The sequence below is a fragment of the Tanticharoenia sakaeratensis NBRC 103193 genome (genome assembly GCF_000963885.1).
In the GTDB taxonomy this organism is placed as follows: Bacteria; Pseudomonadota; Alphaproteobacteria; order Acetobacterales; family Acetobacteraceae; genus Tanticharoenia; species Tanticharoenia sakaeratensis.
The window spans coordinates 144,444-161,454 of the sequence record NZ_BALE01000017.1; the positions used below are offsets into that span (position 1 = coordinate 144,444).

Sequence of the window (17,011 nt, forward strand, 5' to 3'; positions counted from 1 at the left end):
CTCAGGCCGCCGGCTTGGCGTCCGCCGCCGTTTCCGGGGCGATGCCGCACTCGGCAAGCGCCGCGCGCAGGGCATTGATGACCGGAAAGACTTCCTGATTGTGGTCGCCGCCCAGCTCGCGCCAGGCCTGCTGTTCCAGTTCGACGATCTCACGGTCTTCGCGGAAAATGCGCTCGGTAAACCCGATCAGAAGCGGCCATGCGAGATCCAGAACGCCTGGAACCTTCGGGCGCTTGACGGACAGGAGCCCGAAGACACGGCATGTCAGCTGGTCGGCGTCCTGCGGCGTATAGACGATCCACAGATCCATGACCGGATCGCCACCCGACACAGGCGCGATCCGGAGCGTCTGGTAGGGGTATTCAGTGCGGATCGTCATGACGTCGCGGTTGGCGTATTTCTCGCTGGCGTCGCGCCGTTGCCCGAAGATCAGGGTTTCGCCCCAGGGCTGCTTGCCATCCACGCGGGCGAAGCTGTAGCGCGCCTCGACGAGGCCGGGTTCCGTCTCGCCGCCAAGGAAGCGCGGCTTCATCTTGCCCATCTGCTTCATGTGCATGAACTGATGGTTCATATCCATCAGGTTCTCATGCATGAAGCTGTAGTGGCAGCCGACCGGGCGGCCGAACCGACGCGTCTTGTAGGCCGGATCCACGCTGCGGGAGAGATCGGGCAGGGGCGTTGTCCCGGCCTTGGCGGGATCACCCGGGAAAATGAACACGAGCCCGGCCTGCTCGCGACACGGATAGGTGCGCACGCCGTTCGGAAGCTTGCCCTTGCCGAGATACGGCACGTCGATGCAGCGGCCCGACCGGCCGTATGCCCAGCCATGATAGCAGCACTGGACCGCCTCGCCCTGAACCTTGCCGCGGCTCAACGGCACCTGACGATGGGCGCAACGGTCTTCCAGCGCGAAGAGACTGCCGTCTTCCGGACGAACGAGAGCGATCGGCTGACCGGCATAGCGCGTGCCGATGGTCTTGCCTCGTCCGATTTCCCTTGACCAGGCAACAGGATACCAGAAATCCGGGTTGGAATGGACGCGGCGCAGATCCACGGATGGCGTGCTCCCGGCGGCCGGCTTGAGGCGCCTGCGCCTGACGGGGGAAGGTGTTGCGAGGCGCTGGGTCATCTTGGTCCTGAAACAACAAAGCGGAACATGGGGGGAGGGATACGCCGATCGGCCGTTACATACGGGGCGGGCGCGCCGCCGTGACCTCGATCTCCACAAGCCATCCCGGATTGACGAGGGCCGCAACCTGCATGGCCGACCGCGCGGGCAGGTTAGGCTGGGCCTTCGTTCCGAAGAACTGCCCATAGGCACGCATCATGCCGGCATAATCGCTGTGGCCAAGCTTCGGATCGGCGGCGAGATAAACGTGCATCGACACGATATCGCTCATCGAGAGCTGAAGCTTGCCGAGCTCGTCCTGGATGCGCTCCAGCGCACTGCGAGTCTGCGTCTCGGTATCGCCATAGGCCACAGGCGTTGCAGGATCGGCACTCTTGTTCACGACCTGGGCCCCGGTGCCGCTGATGACGATCGTGCTGTAGCCCGCCGGGATCTCGACGGCGGTTGCAATCGGGAAGCGATGGGTCGGATCAACGCTGCGGGTGACAGGATCGGCGGCAGAAGCCGCGCCCGGCACGAATGCCGCGATGCCCGCAAGGATGATGCCTGCGCGGCCCGCGTCAAATGTCATGCGCGACGATCCATGACGGCTTCTCATGATCCGTAGAACACTCTCAAAACCATGCCAGATCAAGCCGTAAACACGTCGGCCGGGATCTAGCCATGTTGCTGGGCAAGTTCGGCTGCCAGATCCGTAATGAACTGGACCGCGACACGGCCCGAACGGCCTCCGCGCCCCATGGACCAGACATTGGCCCGTGCGTGAAGCTCGTCGCGCGGCAGGGCAATGCCGCGTGCCTGCGCATAGGCGTCGACCATGTCGAGAAACACGTCCTGGGACGCTCGATGGACCCCGATCCACAGACCGAACCGGTCAGAGAGGGAGACCTTTTCCTCGATAGCCTCATCGGGATTGATCGCGGAGCCGCGTTCGTTCTCCATCATGTCGCGCGGCATGAGATGACGGCGGTTGGAGGTCGCATAGAACACGACGTTTTCCGGCCGCCCCATGATCCCGCCGTCGAGCACGGATTTGAGCGACTTGTAATCCGCATCCTGATGCTCGAACGACAGATCGTCGCAAAAGACAATGAACCGGCGCGGGCTCTCGCGCAGCAGGGCCAGAAGGGCGGGCAGCGTTGCCAGCTCGTCACGCTGGATTTCGATCAGGGCGAGGCCTTGCCCGCGTGATGCCCCGGTCTGGGCATTTGCCCATGCGTGGGCCGCCTTGACGAGCGATGACTTGCCCATGCCGCGCGCGCCCCACAACATGACGTTGTTGGCTTCGTGCCCGCGGGCGAACTGCACGGTGTTATCAAGAACCAGCTTCTTCTGGTGGTCCACGCCGCGCAGCAGGCCGATATCGACATGGGCTACGCGGGGAACCGGCATCAGGCGGCCCAGCGAGGCCTGCCACTGGTAGGCGTCCGCGCCCGCGAGCGCCTCCTTGTCCGGCGGCGGGGGGGAAAGGCGTTCAAGAGCCTGTGCGATCCGTTCGGCGACAGCAAGCAGTTCGGCGGTCATCGGTTCTCATCGGCTCCCATGCTTGACGACGCAGCCGCAGAACTTATAGGTCCGCGGACCCCGCTCGCAAGCGCCGTCGCCCGCGCGCACTCCATGGATGCAGAGATGACCCTTTCCCTGATCTCACCAGCCTATGCCGCAGCCCCGGGGCTCGGATCCCCCATGGTCGCGCAGCTGATCCAGTTCATGCCGATCGTTCTGGTCGGCGTGATCTTCTATTTCCTGCTTTTCCGCCCGCAGCAGCAGAGACAGCGGCAGCTCAAGGCCGACCTGGCGGCGCTCCGCCGCGGCGACCGGATCGTAACGGCCGGCGGCATCATCGGCGTGGTTCAGAAGTCACGCGACGATGCATCGGAGATCGAGGTCGAGATCGCCTCGGGCGTGCGCGTCATGGTGCTGCGCAGCACGATCACGACGATCCTGAGCAGCGCTTCGAAGCCTGCGAACGACGCGGCTCCGGTCAAGAAGTAGGAAGCGAAACGCAAGAAAAAGGCCCGGTCCCTCGCGGGGCCGGGCCTCGATCCGGATCAGGCCGAAAGTTCGGCTTCCGCGAACTCGTAGTTCGCAAGCTTGTCCAGATAGTTCGTCACGTAATCCGGACGACGGTTCCGGAAGTCGAGGTAGTAGGCGTGCTCCCACACGTCGAGGCCGAGCAGCGCACGACCCTGACCCTCGGACAACGGATTGGCGCCATTGGCCGTCTTGGTGACGGCGAGCTTTCCGGCGTCCGTCAGGACCAGCCAGGCCCAGCCCGACCCGAACTGCGTCGTGGCTGCCTGCTTGAAGGCGGTCTTGAAAGCATCCAGACCACCGAAATCCTCGTCGATCTTGGCTGCCAGCTTGCCGGGAACCTTGCCGCCGTTGGGCGAGAGGTTCTTCCAGAACAGGATGTGGTTCCAATGCTGGCCCGCGTTGTTGAAGACCGGCGCCTGTGCCGCGTCACCCTTCACGGCAAGGATGATCTCATCGAGCGACTTGCCCTGAAGTTCAGGCTTGCTCTCGACGAAACCGTTCAGCGCCGTGACATAGGCCTGATGGTGCTTGTCATGGTGCAGTTCCAGCGTCTCCTGGCACATGCCAGCGTTCGCAAGCGCGTTGAACCCGTAGGGCAGGGGGGGCAGTTCGAAAGCCATGTCGGTCTCCCTCGTTCTTGGCCGGGCATTCACTCATGCCGCATCAGGTGCGACGCAGCAGCCCGGTCCCGTGTGTGAGCTATGGTTGTGCTGCGCACCCGTCAAGCACGGCACGATTTGCCGGAAAAACGGGACCGTCTCTCAGGGTGTGTTGACAACGCTGCGCTCCATCGCGCCGATCAGTGCGGAATAGTCCTCATCCGCATGTCGCTTCGTCGCAAGACACAGCGATTGTGCAGCCACGGCAAGCGCCGGTGCGAAGCTCTTCACCGCGCGGGCATCATCGATCAGGAGCCCCATGTCCTTGGCCATCAGCCGGGTCGGGAACTGGGACGGGAATTCGCGGGCCTTCGCCATTTTCAGCTTGCGCTGATGATGCGGCGAGATGACCGCCACCTGTGCCAGCGCATCGAACAGCACGTCCCGGTCGACGCCGGAGGACAGGCCATACGCCACGGCCTCGGCGATGATCGCAAGCGTTCCACCCATGATGCCGTTGACGACGAGCTTCACGCGAGCGGCCGACGCTGCGCCGCCCGTATGAATGACTGCCTTGCCGACCGCCTTGAGAATGGGACGCGCCCGCTCCACCTGTTCGTCCGGGCCGCCGACCAGCATCACGAGCGTCCCGGCCTCGGCTTCAGGCGTGCTGCCGGACATGGGCGTGTCGAGAACCGCAAGGCCACGGTCGTCCCCGGCTTTCGCCACTTCCTCGGCACAGTCGGGCGATACGGTGCTCGTGTTCAGGACAAGCGCGCCGCGCGCCAGGCCGGCAAAAGCGCCGTCATCGCCGTAGAGCGACTTCCGAAGTGCCGCGTCGTTCGGAACGCACGGGACGAGAACGTCACACCATTCCGCCAGAGCGCGGGCGCTGGGGAACATCTCCGTCTGGTCGTCGCCCTTGCCCGACGGGGTGTAGGCCGCCACTTCATAGCCTGCCTTGCGAAGATTGGCGGCCATCGGACGCGCCATGGCTCCGAAACCGATGAATCCGATCTTGCGTTCTGCGCTCATGCCAAGGGGCCCTCTCGATCTATGGCGGATGTCAGTCATCCAACACGCGAAGTGTCCACCAGAGTTGCCTCAAAGTCGAACCTGCCCGGCCGGGCCAATCCAGGAATCAGCTCCGATATGACGGTTTTCCGGTATCCGACGCCGAAAGGCTCCGACATCACGCCCCGGGAGACGTATCTTTCGCGTCGGTCGATCATGGCGGGCCTGGCGGCGGCGCCATTCGGCCAGTCCGCGCACGCAGCGCCGCTTCCGACGAAGACCGGCCCGTTCTCCGGCGCACTCACGCCGACCGACAAGCAGGACGTCACGCATTTCAACAACTTCTATGAGTTCGGCATGGACAAGAGCGATCCCGCCGAGAACAGCGGGGCGTTCAAGCCGATGCCCTGGACGCTGCGGATCGAAGGCGAAGTAGCCGAGCCTCAGACGATCGACATCGCCGCCCTGATTGCCCAGGGCGGAATCGAACAGCGGATCTACCGCATGCGCTGCGTCGAGGCATGGTCGATGGTCATCCCGTGGGATGGCATCCCGCTTGCCGCGATCCTGAAACGCGCGAATCCGTTGGGAAGCGCGCGATACGTCGCCTTCGAATCCGTCCACCGTCCATCGGAAATGCCGGGGCAGAACGGCGGGTTCGGCTCGCTGGACTGGCCGTATGTCGAGGGACTGCGGCTCGACGAGGCGATGAACCCGCTGACGTTCCTCGCCCTCGGGATCTATGGCGAGACGCTGCCGAACCAGAACGGTGCTCCGGTTCGTCTCGTGGTTCCATGGAAATACGGGTTCAAGGGAATCAAATCCATCGTTCGCATCCGGCTGACGAAAGATCAGCCGCCGACGACATGGCAGCGCATGGCCCCCGATGAGTATGGGTTCTATGCCAACGTCAATCCTGATGTGGATCATCCACGGTGGAGCCAGGCCAGCGAGCGCGTGATCGGTTCCAGCTCCTTGTTCGGGGAGAAGCGACAGCCGACCTTGATGTTCAACGGCTATGCCGATCAGGTTGCCTCACTCTACACCGGCATGGATCTTCGTCATTTCTACTGAACGCCCGAAACTCGCGCGATGCACGTGGACGTGGCGCGCGATCCCGTCATGGCCGCTTTATCCCCTGGGCCTGATCCCTGCGGTCTGGCTGTTCTGGCGCGGCGTCGAAGGTCATCTCGGAGCCGACCCGGTCGGCACGTTCGAGAAAATGCTTGGTCTGTGGGCCATCCGGTTTCTGGCGGCGTCCCTGGTGATTTCCCCGATCCGTTGGGTGACGGGGATCAGCCTGCTGAAATACAGACGCGCCTTAGGATTGCTCGCTTTCATCTATGTCGTGCTTCACGTCACGGCCTATGTCTGGCTGGACATCGGCTTCAACGACGCAATCCTGATCCGGGACATCACGCGGCGACCGTTCATCATCCTCGGTGCGCTTGCGCTTCTGGCGCTGATCCCGCTGGCGCTGACGTCGAATCGGCTCTCGATCCGGAAACTGGGGCGTCGCTGGTCCCGCCTGCACAGGCTTGTCTATCTCGTCGCGATATTGGCAGGCATCCACCTGTTTCTGGCCTTCAAGCGGCCGACACCGACGTCCGAACTCTACGACGGGTTGCTTGCCGCGCTGCTCCTGGCGCGCGTGGTGCACGGAGCATTCTCAGGCCGTCGACGTGTAGTCCGCTCAGGATAAGCGCGTCAGGCTGCGTCGGCGATATCGTGATCGATCGCATGGGCAAGGGTGGTCATCAGTCGCCTTGCACCATGTGCGCTCCCGTCGACCTCCGCGGGCGCGACATGCAGCCCATCCGGGAGCTGCGTTACCGTGCCCGGACGATACGGTACGCGCGTCATGGGAATGCCGCAGGCTGACAGCAATGCCAGGTGAGCGCTTGCGCCTACGGTGATGACCGCCTGAAGATTCTGAAGACGGCGCAATGTCTCACGCAGATGTGGAACGCAGAGCGCTGGTGCGTCGCCAGCCATCCCGGAAAGTGGCGTTGGGATGCGCACTGTCCGGCTGGTGTCGGACGGCGCGAAGATGGACTGGCGATCGGGCGCGAGCTCGGACACGATGATGACGAGCGCGGTGGTGTCGCAGGAAGGAGGCGGCACCGGAGCGGACTGAGCATCTTCGACGAGCCCGGTCCAGCTTAGGGACGACGAGCTGCCGTTGGTCGGCTGAACACACACGGCGCATACAGTTGCCGCATCGTCATGCCTCCGGCCTGACAGTAAGGATGGGTCTTGAAGAGTATCGGTCACAGTTCGGTATCCTCGTCGACATCCAGGTCGGCGGGATGCCGCACCGGGGTCGGACGGGGACGACTGTCGATTGTGCGACGGGTAAAGGCGCTCGCGATATCAGCGAGTTCGACGAAGCTGTCCACCTGGCGCCGCAGATCGTCTCCGATCAACGGAGGCGATGCGCGCAACGACGAGACAGCCGTCACGCGTGTCCCGCGGCGCTGGACGGCATCGACCGCACGCCGCAGGTCTGAGTCTCCGCTGAATATCACGGCATGATCGAGCTGGTCAGCCTGTTCCAGAAGATCGACAGTCATCTCCACATCCATGCTGCCCTTGATACGCCGTCTTCCTGAATGATCCGTAAACTCGCGCGCGTTTTTTGTGACCAGCATATAGCCGTTGTAGGAGAGCCAATCGGTCAGAGGTTTGAGCGGAGAATAATCATCGGTTTCGGGCATGGCGGCATAGTAATATGCTCTCAGAAGATCCGACTTTGAACGGAAGAACTCCAGAAGGCCTCGATAATCCACGTCGAAACCGAGGCTTTTCGACGTATAGTATAAACTGGACCCGTCGATGAACACGGCGGTTCGTTCGGTCTGTCGAAGTATCACGTTTTATCTCCATGAAGACGTCATGCGATCTCGGAAAACTTATTATATTGGTGCGGAATAAAGTGGGGTGCCTGCGACAATCGGGAACTCGGGCTCGAGCGGGCAGGCTGGTTTGAGATATCGGTGTGATATAGCCAATATTTTGTGGTTCAGAACAGACCTCCGAGGTCAACAGATTCTCACAAAATGTCTTAAATACGGTAAAAATCAGGCCGCCATCTGATTACTGCCAGAGAAAATCAGACATATGATACATTATGTCGTCTATTCGATGCGATTTTTTATGATTCGTGAGGTTTTCGTTAAATTCTGTATTAACCGTTACGGTCTGCCCATGGGGCGCGCATCGGCATCATCCCTGACGACCAGCCTGTCAATCGCGGATGGTGGCATTCTGATTGCTCCGGGGCATGTGCCGTGGTAGGAGTGCACGCTTATCACGCGCAAAAGCGCACCGCTCCGCATCGTATTTTCAAGAGGTTGCCCCTTCATGGCGCGCGTTACCGTCGAAGACTGCATCGAGAAGATCCCCAACCGCTTTGAGCTCGTGTTGCTGGCTGCCCAGCGTGCGCGTGGGCTGTCGCGTGGCGAGGAAATGACGATCGATCGCGACAACGACAAGAATCCCGTCGTTGCCCTGCGTGAAATCGCCGATGACAAAGTGTCTCTCAACGGCCTTCGTGACGATCTGGTCCGGTCGCTGGCACGGGCTCCCGAGCCCGAGCCGGTCGATGAGGAAGTTCTGGACCTGATCCCGACGGACCAGAACATCTTCGGTCTGCAGGATGTATCCGCGGAAGAAGAGCAGGCGCATGCTTCGGAAACGATGTCGATGGATGACGTCGATGCATCTGTCGAGGCCGAGCTTGGCGGCCGGGCACGGCGCTGATCGTCCGCGTTCGACACCAGACTGACGCGACGCTCGCGTCTCATCCCGGTGGAGACACCGGGCATCAGGTTTCTGCGGTTCCGGCGCCTGACGCGGCGATTGCCGGGCTGCGGAACCGGATCGCCAGCTATGATCCGGATGCTGATCTCGACCTGATCGACCGCGCCTATGCCGCCGCGGAGCGCGCGCATCGCGGGCAGGCGCGAGATAATGGCGATCCCTACATCAGTCATCCCATAGCGGTTGCGAATATCCTCGCAGGCTTCCGGATGGACGTGACATCGATTGCCGTCGGGCTTCTGCACGACACGGTCGAGGACACGGCTCTTTCGCAGCAAGGGCTGCGCGACCAGTTCGGCGAGGATATCGCGACCCTGGTCGACGGGGTAACCAAGCTTACACGTCTCGAGCTGCAGTCGGACCGCACGAAACAGGCCGAAAACTTCCGCAAGCTCGTCCTTGCGATGTCACGCGATATCCGCGTGCTGATCGTCAAGCTCGCCGATCGTCTCCATAACATGCGCACGCTGCATTACGTGCAGCGCCTCGATCGACGGCAGCGCATCGCACGGGAAACGATGGATATCTACGCGCCACTTGCCGAGCGCATAGGTATGGATCGGGTCAAGACCGAGCTGCAGAACCTGTCGTTCGCACAGATGGAGCCCGAGGCGCATGAAACGATCAGCGCCCGGTTGAACTACCTGCGGGGCCAAGGTGCGGATGTGATCGAGCAGGTCCGGCGCGAGCTCTCCGCGCTGTGCAGCGAAGCTGGCCTGTCCGAGATCGAAGTCACAGGGCGGGAGAAAACCCCGTACTCCATCTGGGAGAAGATGCAGCGACGCAACGTTGCCTTCGAACAGCTCTCGGACATCATGGCATTTCGCGTGCTCGTCCCATCCAGGGACGCCTGTTATGTCGCGCTTGGTGCCGTTCACGGCGCATACCCGGTGATCGCGGGACGCTTCAAGGACTATATCTCCACGCCCAAGGCCAACGGCTATCAAAGCCTCCATACAGGCGTGACGTTGCGCGAGCCGCGCAATCAGAAGATCGAAGTCCAGATCCGCACGCCCGAGATGCACGACCTCGCGGAAAACGGCGTCGCGTCGCATTGGTCCTACAAGGAGCGCGGGAGCACTGGCGCATCCGTCAACGAGACCGCAGCCTTTGGTCTGCACAAGTTGCGCTGGGTGCAGGATCTGCTCGAGATCCTCGAAGACAGTCAGGCGCCCGACGAGTTTCTCGAGAACACGAAGCTCGAGCTCTATCAGGATCAGGTGTTCTGCTTCACCCCGAAGGGCCAGCTCATTTCGCTGCCCCGGGGCGCGACACCCGTCGATTTTGCCTATGCCGTGCACAGTCAGGTGGGCGATGCCTGCGTCGGGGCCAAGGTCAACGGTCGCCTGCTTCCATTGCGCCACGAACTTCAGAACGGCGATCAGGTAGAGATCATGACCGCGCGCGGCGGTACGCCGTCGCCGTCGTGGGAGCGTTTTGTCGTCACTGGCAAGGCGCGTGCGCGCATCCGCCGCTTCGTGGCCGCCCAGCAGCGTCAGACCTATATCGACAACGGCCGCGCCGCACTTGCGAAGGCGTTCCGCCAGGAAGGCGTGGACGGCAGCGAGAAGACACTTGAGGGCGCGTTGCGCGACCTCAAACAGGCAACCGTCGACGATCTCTTTGCATCGGTGGGCAACGGTCAGATCGGCCCCCGTGATGTCGTCAACACCATCTATCCCGAACTCCGTCAGACACCCCGTGCACCGCGCATGGTGCCGGGTCTTGTCGCCCGTTCGACCACCCATGCGCGGCACAAGCCCGGCACGGGATCGGTTCTGACAGGCATCGGGTCTGGCATCGCAGTGAGCTTTGCGAATTGCTGTCATCCACTGCCGGGCGATCCGATCGTAGGGATCATTGCCCAGGGGAAGGGCATTTCGGTCCACACGGCGTCCTGCCAGAACCTCACGGCGTTCTCGGCCACGCCCGAACGGTTTCTGGAGATCGGCTGGAATTACGAGACGCTCTCGCACGGAAACGCCGGCGCGCCCCATACGGGACGGATCAGTGTCATCGCAGCAAACGAGCCCGGTGTGCTCGCGACGTTGACCAATGCCGTCAGCAAGCACCACGGCAGCGTCGTCAATCTTAAGATCGTCAATCGCCAGCTCGATTTCATGGAAATCCTCGTCGATCTGGAAGTGCGCGATCTGCAACACCTGTCGAACATGATTGCCGGCCTGCGGGCTGCGCAGGGTGTCATGCAGGTCGAGCGCGCCCGGTCGTGAGCCGCATCATCAGCCTCGGCACGGATCTATGCGATATGCGCCGGATCGAGGCCGCGATCGACCGCTTTGGTATGCGCTTCCTGGATCGCGTCTTCACGACTGAAGAGCGGGCCCATGCTGAGCGACGTAACGGAGCGGCCCGCATCGGCACCTATGCGAAGCGCTGGGCGGCCAAGGAAGCGTGCGCAAAGGCGCTCGGCACAGGCTTTTCCGGCGGTGTCTTCCATAGCGACATCGGCGTCAGGAACCGGCCCGGCGGCGCGCCAATGCTGGTTCTGACCGGCGGGGCCGCTGCACATCTGGACCGGATGACACCCGCCGGCATGACGATCGACATGCAGCTCAGCCTGACGGACGAGCATCCCTACGCGCTGGCACAAGTGCTCTTCCAGGCGCTTTCGCAGGACGAGCGGCGCGCATCCGCGCCTTGACAGGGCAGGGCCCGCGCGCTTGATCCTTCGCGCCGGTGCTCCGTCCCGTTCGGGTGCCCATACTATGACGATCGATCGGTGACCCTCGGCAGCAGGTGCGAGGGACCGAAACGGATCGGGATCACGGATCTGATGACGCAGCCTTCGAACATGCACTCTCCTCCGGCCGAACCGACGGCGAATCCTCCCGCGCGACGTGGCGCGCTCGGCGAGTTCGTCTACGGATTCCTGCCGTGGATCGTCATCGTCGTCGTCGTGCGGTCCTTTTTCTTCGAACCGTTCAATATTCCGTCCGGCTCGATGATCCCGACCCTGCAGGTCGGGGACTACATCGTCGTCAGCAAATATTCCTACGGCTATTCCCGTTATTCGCTGCCGTTCTCGCCCGATCTCTTCCATGGACGGATTTTCGGCAGCCTGCCGCATCGTGGCGATGTCGCCGTGTTCCGGTTCACCAAGGACACGTCCGTCGATTATATCAAGCGAATCGTGGGGTTGCCCGGCGACCACATTCAGGTTCGCGAGGGTCTCCTGTACGTCAACGGGACGCTGGTGCCGCGGACGTCGCTCGGACGTTATGCCGCGCGCGACGAGCGTGGCATAACCCTTGCGGGAAACCTGTATCGCGAGGCGCTTCCCGGGAGTGCGGGGCGTGGACCTGTCCTGCATGACATCCTGAAGCTGACCGATGAAGGCATGCAGAACGATACACCGGACTATGTCGTGCCGCAGGGTAGTTTTTTCGCAATGGGCGACGATCGCGACGACAGCGCCGACAGCCGTTTTCAAGGAGACGATCCGGACGATCTCGGTTTCGTGCCGATCGACAATCTGGTTGGTCAGGCGCAGTTCGTCTTCTTCTCCGTCGATTCGACACACCCCTGGTGGCAGGTCTGGTACTGGCCGGTCGAGATCCGTTGGTCACGCCTCCTGCATGGTGTTCGCTGACATGAAGTCGGTGTGATGTCAGGTACTGTTCCCGTTATCGATACGCTGGCCAGCCGGCTCGGGCACGATTTCGCCAATGCCGACCTTTTGCGCGAGGCCCTGACGCATCGCTCTGCGGTGGGCGCGCGCATGGATACACGCAGGCGCGGCGGACGTGCCCAGACGACGCCGCGCGGAGCCGGATCGAACGAGCGGCTGGAGTTCGTGGGTGATCGCGTCCTTGGACTGCTGATGGCGGAATGGCTGTTCGAGCGCTTCCCGGCGGAACAGGAAGGCACGCTCGGGCCACGTCACGCGCATCTGGTCTCGCGCACCGTGCTGTGCGGGATCGCCGAGGACATGGATCTGCCGCGCGCTCTGGTGATAGCCCCGCAGGAAGAGCAGGCTGGAATCCGGCAGCTTGCCAATGTGCTGGCGGACGCTGTCGAGGCCCTTCTGGGCGCGCTTTATCTTGACGGCGGCCTCGAGCCGGCGCGACGGTTCGTGCGCAGATACTGGCATACGCTGATGGAAGCGCAGATCCGGCCGCCGAAAGATCCGAAGACCGCCTTGCAGGAGTGGCTGCTGGGGCGTGGTCTTCCGCTGCCGGGATACGAGACCGTGTCGACCGAAGGTCCCTCACACGCGCCGCGTTTCACCGTCCATGTGACGGGCGGTGGCAAGGTAGGGGTCGGAATTGCGGGTGCCAAGCGCACCGCGGAAACCGCTGCCGCGGCTGATTTACTGAGCAAACTGGGATAAGAGCGCGACGATGACGACTGATAACGAACCGACGCGCTGCGGCTTCGTCGCCCTGATCGGGGCGCCGAATGCCGGCAAATCCACGCTGCTGAACCGCATCGCCGGGGTCAAGCTCTCGATCGTCAGTCCCAAGGCGCAGACAACGCGGTTCCGGGTGCTGGGGATCGTCATGCGCGGCGCGGCGCAGATGCTGTTCGTCGACACGCCCGGTATCTTCAAGCCCCGGCGCAAGCTCGACCGCGCGATGGTCGCGGCCGCCTGGACGGGCGCTCAGGATGCGGACGTGACGCTGTTTCTGGTGGATGCCAAGAGCGGGTATTCCGAGCAGGTGCAGAGCATCGCCGAATCCCTCAAATCGCAGGGCCGCCGCGTATGGCTCGTGCTGAACAAGACGGACCTTCTCTCGCGCGAGCAGCTCCTGCCGCTGACGAAGGCGCTGACCGACGCGCTGGATGTCGAACATGTCTTCATGATCTCGGCGCGGACAGGCGAGGGTTGCGATGATCTGGTCGACCGTCTGGCGGCGCGGCTGCCGGAAGGGCCGTATCTCTATCCCGAGGACGACCTGACGGACATTCCGGATCGGCTGCTGGCGGCCGAGATCGTCCGCGAGCAGATCTTCATGCAGACGCATGAGGAAATTCCCTATCAGGCGACGGTCGAGACAGAAACGTTCGCTGAGCGTCCTGATGGCTCGGTACGGATCGAGGTCACGATCTATGTCTCCCGCCCCGGCCACAAGGCGATCCTGATCGGCGAAAAGGGACGCAAGATCCGGAGCATCGGCGAACGCGCCCGTCATGACCTGGCCGCCCTGCTCGAACGTCCGTGTCATCTGTTTCTCAACGTGAAGGAACGGGCAGGCTGGGATGAGGAGCGTGCCCGCCTGCGCGCCATCGGTCTGGACGACGCCTGACCCGCAATGGTTGGTCGCCTCGCTTGTGGGGGCGCGTCTGCGTCTATATGACAGCCGGGATGGCGCGCGTGTCGCGCGTGCTTTTTCCAGAGCCTTTCGACACCATAGGACACGATGACCGGACCAAGCTCCACGCCGACTTATCGCCGCGTTCTGCTCAAGCTGTCCGGCGAGGCGCTGATGGGCGACAGCCCCACGGGCATTGACCCCGCCACGATCGACATGATGGCAACCGACATTGCCGCCGTGGCGCAGAGCGGAACCCAGGTGTGCCTCGTCGTCGGCGGCGGTAACATTTTCCGTGGGCTGGCCGCGGCCGCCAAGGGCATGGATCGCGCACAGGGCGACTATGCCGGCATGCTGGCGACCGTCATCAATGCGCTGATGGTCCAGAACGCGCTCGAGCGGCATGATGTCGAGACGCGCGTCATGTCCGCAATCCACATGTCATCGGTCGCCGAGCCCTATATCCGCAGACGTGCCGTGCGACACATGGACAAGGGGCGTGTCGTGATCTTCGCGGCTGGAACGGGCAATCCGTTCTTCACGACCGATACCGCGGCAGCCCTGCGGGCCAACGAGATGGACTGCGACGCCCTCTTCAAGGGAACGCAGGTCGATGGCGTCTATTCGGCCGATCCAAAGCGCGATCCCTCGGCCGTCCGCTACGATCAGCTGTCTTACATGGACGTGCTGTCGAAAGACCTGAACGTCATGGATGCCGCGGCCATCAGCCTCGCCCGCGAGAACAAGCTGCCCATCATCGTGTTCAATATCCACGCCCCCGGTAGCTTCGGAGCAGCGCTTCGAGGCGAGGGTTTGTTTACCCGGATCGTGGAAAAAGGCTAAAAGCCTGCGCCTTGCGACAGGGAAGTGTCCCTGTCGCGCCGACGACCACCAGAATTCCCGATAGGAGAGCCACCGATGGCCGCTGATCTCAAGGCCCTGATGGACGACCTGACCCGGCGCATGGACGGCGCGATGGAAAGCCTGCGCCGCGACTTCGCCGGCCTGCGCTCCGGCCGGGCCAGTCCGGCCCTGCTGGAGCCCGTGCGCGTCGAGGCCTATGGCACCGAGGTTCCGCTGTCTCAGGTCGGATCCGTTGCGGTTCCGGAAGCGCGGATGCTGACGGTATCGGTCTGGGACAAGACTGTCGTGGGTGCGGTCGAGCGCGCAATCCGCGATTCCGGCCTTGGCCTGAACCCGGCGGCGGACGGGCAGACCGTGCGCGTGCCGATCCCGCAGCTGACCGAAGAGCGTCGTAACGAGCTCGCCAAGGCCGCGGGCCGTTATGCCGAAGGCGCGCGGATCGCCGTTCGCGGCGTGCGGCGTGACGGAATGGAGCAGGCCAAGGGGTTCGAGAAGAAGAGCGAGATCAGCCAGGACGACATGAAGACCTGGACGGATCAGATCCAAAAGCTGACCGATCAATACGTCAAGCGCGTCGACGACGCCTTGGCCGACAAGGAACGTGAGATCCGTCAGGTCTGAGCCATCATCATGTCGGCCGGCCCCATGGCGCGTACGCGCTTCGCGCGACGCGAGAAGTCGGAACGCCCGGTTGTTCCGGGCGGCTTCCCGCTTGCTGGGCCGCGTCCGGCCGTGGACGGCGGAGGCGCCGTGCCGGCCCACGTGGCGCTCATTATGGATGGCAATGGCCGGTGGGCGCGCGCACGCGGATTGCCGCCGATTGCCGGGCATCGCGCTGGAGCGGAGGCGGTCCGCCACAGCGTGACCGCCGCCATCGAGCATGGCGTGCAATACCTCACGCTATACGCGTTCTCGTCGGAGAACTGGCGTCGGCCGCCGCGTGAAGTCGGTGACCTGACGAGTCTGCTGCGTTTCTATCTGCGGCATAAGCTGCAGGAACTGCACGAGCAGGGCGTGCGCCTGCGCGCAATCGGCGAGCTGGAACGCTTCGAGCCGGCTCTGAGAGAAGAGCTGGAACGTGCCGAAGCGCTGACAGCCCGGAATACGCGCCTGACGCTGACACTGGCCCTGTCCTATGGCGGCCGTGCGGAGATCGCGCGGGCCGCGATGCGGCTGGCCGAACTGGTTCGCGACGGGCTCCTTGCGCCGGAACAGATCGACGAGGAACGTCTGGCTGGCCAGCTGTCCACGGATGACATCCCCGATCCCGATCTCGTGGTGCGGACGAGTGGCGAGTGTCGCCTGTCCAATTTCCTGCTGTGGCAGTCAGCCTATGCGGAACTCATGTTCGTCGACACGCTCTGGCCCGATTTCGACGCTGCCGCATTCGGACGCGTCCTTGCCGATTACGCGCGCCGCGAGCGCCGGTTCGGCGGGCGCTGAACGTGGCGGGCCGGGGAGGAGGCTGGCGCGACCTGCGTCTGCGGCTGATTTCGGCGGCGGTGCTGGTGCCGCTTGCCCTGTTCTGCATCTGGGCTGGCGGCGTGGTCTACGATGCGCTCATCGTTCTGGTCATGGCGGGCATGGCGTTCGAGGGTGCAGCCCTGCTCGGTCTGCCGTGGCGATCGTGGCGTGGCATCCTGTTCGTCGTCTGGCCGGCTGTCGCAGCCGTTGCGGCGTTGCGATCGGAATGGCGGGCGGCGTTCAGTGTTGTCGGTGCCGGTCTGCTGTTCGGCGGCCCGCTTTGGATCGTGCAGATCGTGGCCGGTATCGGAGGGCTTTCCCTTCTGTGGTTGCGAGGGTTGCCGCATGGTGCGCTGCAGGTGCTGTTTGTCATCGTCGTGGTGATGGCGAGTGACACATGTGCCTACGTCGCCGGACGCCTGTTCGGCGGCCCGAAGCTTGCCCCCTCGATCTCTCCGGGCAAGACATGGTCGGGCTCGGGCGGAGGATTTGTCGGGGCCGTTCTGCTCGGTGCACTTGTCGCCTCAGCCTGGGCGGATCCTGTCGGTGGGGCGGTGACCGGCGGTCTCCTGGGCATATTCGCGCAGTGTGGCGACCTTACTGAAAGTGCTGCCAAACGGCGGCTTGGCGTCAAGGATTCCGGTGCCCTGATTCCGGGGCATGGCGGTCTGCTCGACCGCTTCGATGGCCTGCTGGCGGCAGCTCCGCTGGCAGCGCTTCTGTCGCTCGCCGCCGGAACGCGGCCGTTCTGGTCGGTGCCGTTGCGGGCAGTCGGTATCATGCCGTGACCGGGCACTGTTTTGGGATGT

20 protein-coding genes are annotated in these 17,011 nt (G+C 63.3%); 13 read left to right on the forward strand and 7 right to left on the reverse strand.

The features are described 5' to 3' along the window. Nucleotide 1 precedes the first annotated feature (1 nt). From B8446_RS07825 to B8446_RS07835, 3 genes are all read right to left on the reverse strand, one after another. Nucleotides 2-1,129, reverse strand: coding sequence for an aromatic ring-hydroxylating oxygenase subunit alpha (locus B8446_RS07825; protein ID WP_048848783.1), 1,128 nt, complete (start codon nucleotides 1,127-1,129; stop codon nucleotides 2-4). 55 nt (nucleotides 1,130-1,184) lie between these two features. After that, nucleotides 1,185-1,700 (reverse strand): RidA family protein, encoded by a 516-nt coding sequence (locus B8446_RS07830; protein ID WP_048848784.1) that lies wholly within the window; start codon nucleotides 1,698-1,700, stop codon nucleotides 1,185-1,187. An 86-nt stretch (nucleotides 1,701-1,786) separates the two neighbouring features. Continuing rightward, entirely contained in the window at nucleotides 1,787-2,653 is an 867-nt protein-coding gene (locus tag B8446_RS07835) for an ATP-binding protein (RefSeq protein WP_048848785.1), read from the reverse strand. A gap of 105 nt (nucleotides 2,654-2,758) precedes the next feature. On the opposite strand from B8446_RS07835, the gene yajC reads away from it, so the two are divergent. Next, nucleotides 2,759-3,124, forward strand: coding sequence for a preprotein translocase subunit YajC (yajC, locus tag B8446_RS07840; protein WP_048848850.1), 366 nt, complete (start codon nucleotides 2,759-2,761; stop codon nucleotides 3,122-3,124). Between the two features lie 56 nt (nucleotides 3,125-3,180). On the opposite strand, the gene B8446_RS07845 is transcribed toward yajC, so the two are convergent. Both B8446_RS07845 and B8446_RS07850 read right to left on the reverse strand, forming a co-directional pair. Then, nucleotides 3,181-3,786, reverse strand: a complete 606-nt coding sequence (locus tag B8446_RS07845) for a superoxide dismutase (RefSeq protein ID WP_048848786.1) — start codon at nucleotides 3,784-3,786, stop codon at nucleotides 3,181-3,183. Nucleotides 3,787-3,927: 141 nt separating this feature from the next. Next, nucleotides 3,928-4,800 (reverse strand): NAD(P)-dependent oxidoreductase, encoded by an 873-nt coding sequence (locus B8446_RS07850; RefSeq protein ID WP_048848787.1) that lies wholly within the window; start codon nucleotides 4,798-4,800, stop codon nucleotides 3,928-3,930. A 117-nt stretch (nucleotides 4,801-4,917) separates the two neighbouring features. Between B8446_RS07850 and msrP the strand changes: the two genes are divergently transcribed. Further along, nucleotides 4,918-5,853 carry a protein-methionine-sulfoxide reductase catalytic subunit MsrP gene (msrP, locus tag B8446_RS07855; RefSeq protein WP_048848788.1) on the forward strand — a complete coding sequence of 312 codons (936 nt, stop codon included), beginning with the start codon at nucleotides 4,918-4,920 and terminating at the stop codon, nucleotides 5,851-5,853. Beyond that, nucleotides 5,798-6,481, forward strand: coding sequence for a protein-methionine-sulfoxide reductase heme-binding subunit MsrQ (msrQ, locus tag B8446_RS07860; protein WP_084712173.1), 684 nt, complete (start codon nucleotides 5,798-5,800; stop codon nucleotides 6,479-6,481). Before msrP ends, msrQ begins: the two co-directional genes overlap by 56 nt. Nucleotides 6,482-6,486: 5 nt before the next feature. On the opposite strand, the gene B8446_RS07865 is transcribed toward msrQ, so the two are convergent. Beyond that, nucleotides 6,487-6,903 (reverse strand): hypothetical protein, encoded by a 417-nt coding sequence (locus B8446_RS07865; protein WP_148505901.1) that lies wholly within the window; start codon nucleotides 6,901-6,903, stop codon nucleotides 6,487-6,489. Between the two features lie 146 nt (nucleotides 6,904-7,049). Next, complete coding sequence (locus B8446_RS07870) at nucleotides 7,050-7,652, reverse strand: LabA-like NYN domain-containing protein (RefSeq protein WP_048848790.1); 603 nt, start codon at nucleotides 7,650-7,652, stop codon at nucleotides 7,050-7,052. 490 nt (nucleotides 7,653-8,142) lie between these two features. Between B8446_RS07870 and rpoZ the strand changes: the two genes are divergently transcribed. The 10 genes from rpoZ (at nucleotide 8,143) to B8446_RS07920 (ending at nucleotide 16,990) form a co-directional block, all read left to right on the forward strand. Continuing rightward, nucleotides 8,143-8,541 carry a DNA-directed RNA polymerase subunit omega gene (rpoZ, locus tag B8446_RS07875; protein WP_048848791.1) on the forward strand — a complete coding sequence of 133 codons (399 nt, stop codon included), beginning with the start codon at nucleotides 8,143-8,145 and terminating at the stop codon, nucleotides 8,539-8,541. Between the two features lie 98 nt (nucleotides 8,542-8,639). Further along, nucleotides 8,640-10,832: a RelA/SpoT family protein gene (locus tag B8446_RS07880; RefSeq protein ID WP_048848792.1), complete on the forward strand. Its 2,193-nt coding sequence runs from the start codon at nucleotides 8,640-8,642 to the stop codon at nucleotides 10,830-10,832. Next, complete coding sequence (gene acpS / locus B8446_RS07885; RefSeq protein ID WP_264921663.1) at nucleotides 10,829-11,263, forward strand: holo-ACP synthase; 435 nt, start codon at nucleotides 10,829-10,831, stop codon at nucleotides 11,261-11,263. Before B8446_RS07880 ends, acpS begins: the two co-directional genes overlap by 4 nt. A 132-nt stretch (nucleotides 11,264-11,395) precedes the next feature. Beyond that, entirely contained in the window at nucleotides 11,396-12,211 is an 816-nt protein-coding gene (gene lepB / locus B8446_RS07890) for a signal peptidase I (RefSeq protein WP_084712184.1), read from the forward strand. 15 nt (nucleotides 12,212-12,226) lie between these two features. After that, complete coding sequence (rnc, locus tag B8446_RS07895; protein WP_048848793.1) at nucleotides 12,227-12,952, forward strand: ribonuclease III; 726 nt, start codon at nucleotides 12,227-12,229, stop codon at nucleotides 12,950-12,952. A gap of 10 nt (nucleotides 12,953-12,962) precedes the next feature. Then, nucleotides 12,963-13,868: a GTPase Era gene (gene era / locus B8446_RS07900; RefSeq protein WP_048848794.1), complete on the forward strand. Its 906-nt coding sequence runs from the start codon at nucleotides 12,963-12,965 to the stop codon at nucleotides 13,866-13,868. 114 nt (nucleotides 13,869-13,982) lie between these two features. After that, a complete protein-coding gene (gene pyrH, locus B8446_RS07905; protein WP_048848795.1) occupies nucleotides 13,983-14,717 on the forward strand; it encodes a UMP kinase in 735 nt (244 codons plus the stop codon). A gap of 75 nt (nucleotides 14,718-14,792) precedes the next feature. Next, a complete protein-coding gene (gene frr / locus B8446_RS07910) occupies nucleotides 14,793-15,359 on the forward strand; it encodes a ribosome recycling factor (protein WP_048848796.1) in 567 nt (188 codons plus the stop codon). 153 nt (nucleotides 15,360-15,512) lie between these two features. Continuing rightward, nucleotides 15,513-16,181, forward strand: a complete 669-nt coding sequence (uppS, locus tag B8446_RS07915; RefSeq protein WP_241767700.1) for a polyprenyl diphosphate synthase — start codon at nucleotides 15,513-15,515, stop codon at nucleotides 16,179-16,181. Further along, the gene (locus B8446_RS07920; RefSeq protein ID WP_048848855.1) at nucleotides 16,178-16,990 is read left to right on the forward strand and encodes a phosphatidate cytidylyltransferase; all 813 of its coding nucleotides are present in this window, start codon (nucleotides 16,178-16,180) and stop codon (nucleotides 16,988-16,990) included. The genes uppS and B8446_RS07920 overlap by 4 nt, the downstream gene beginning before the upstream one ends. Nucleotides 16,991-17,011: the final 21 nt, after the last annotated feature.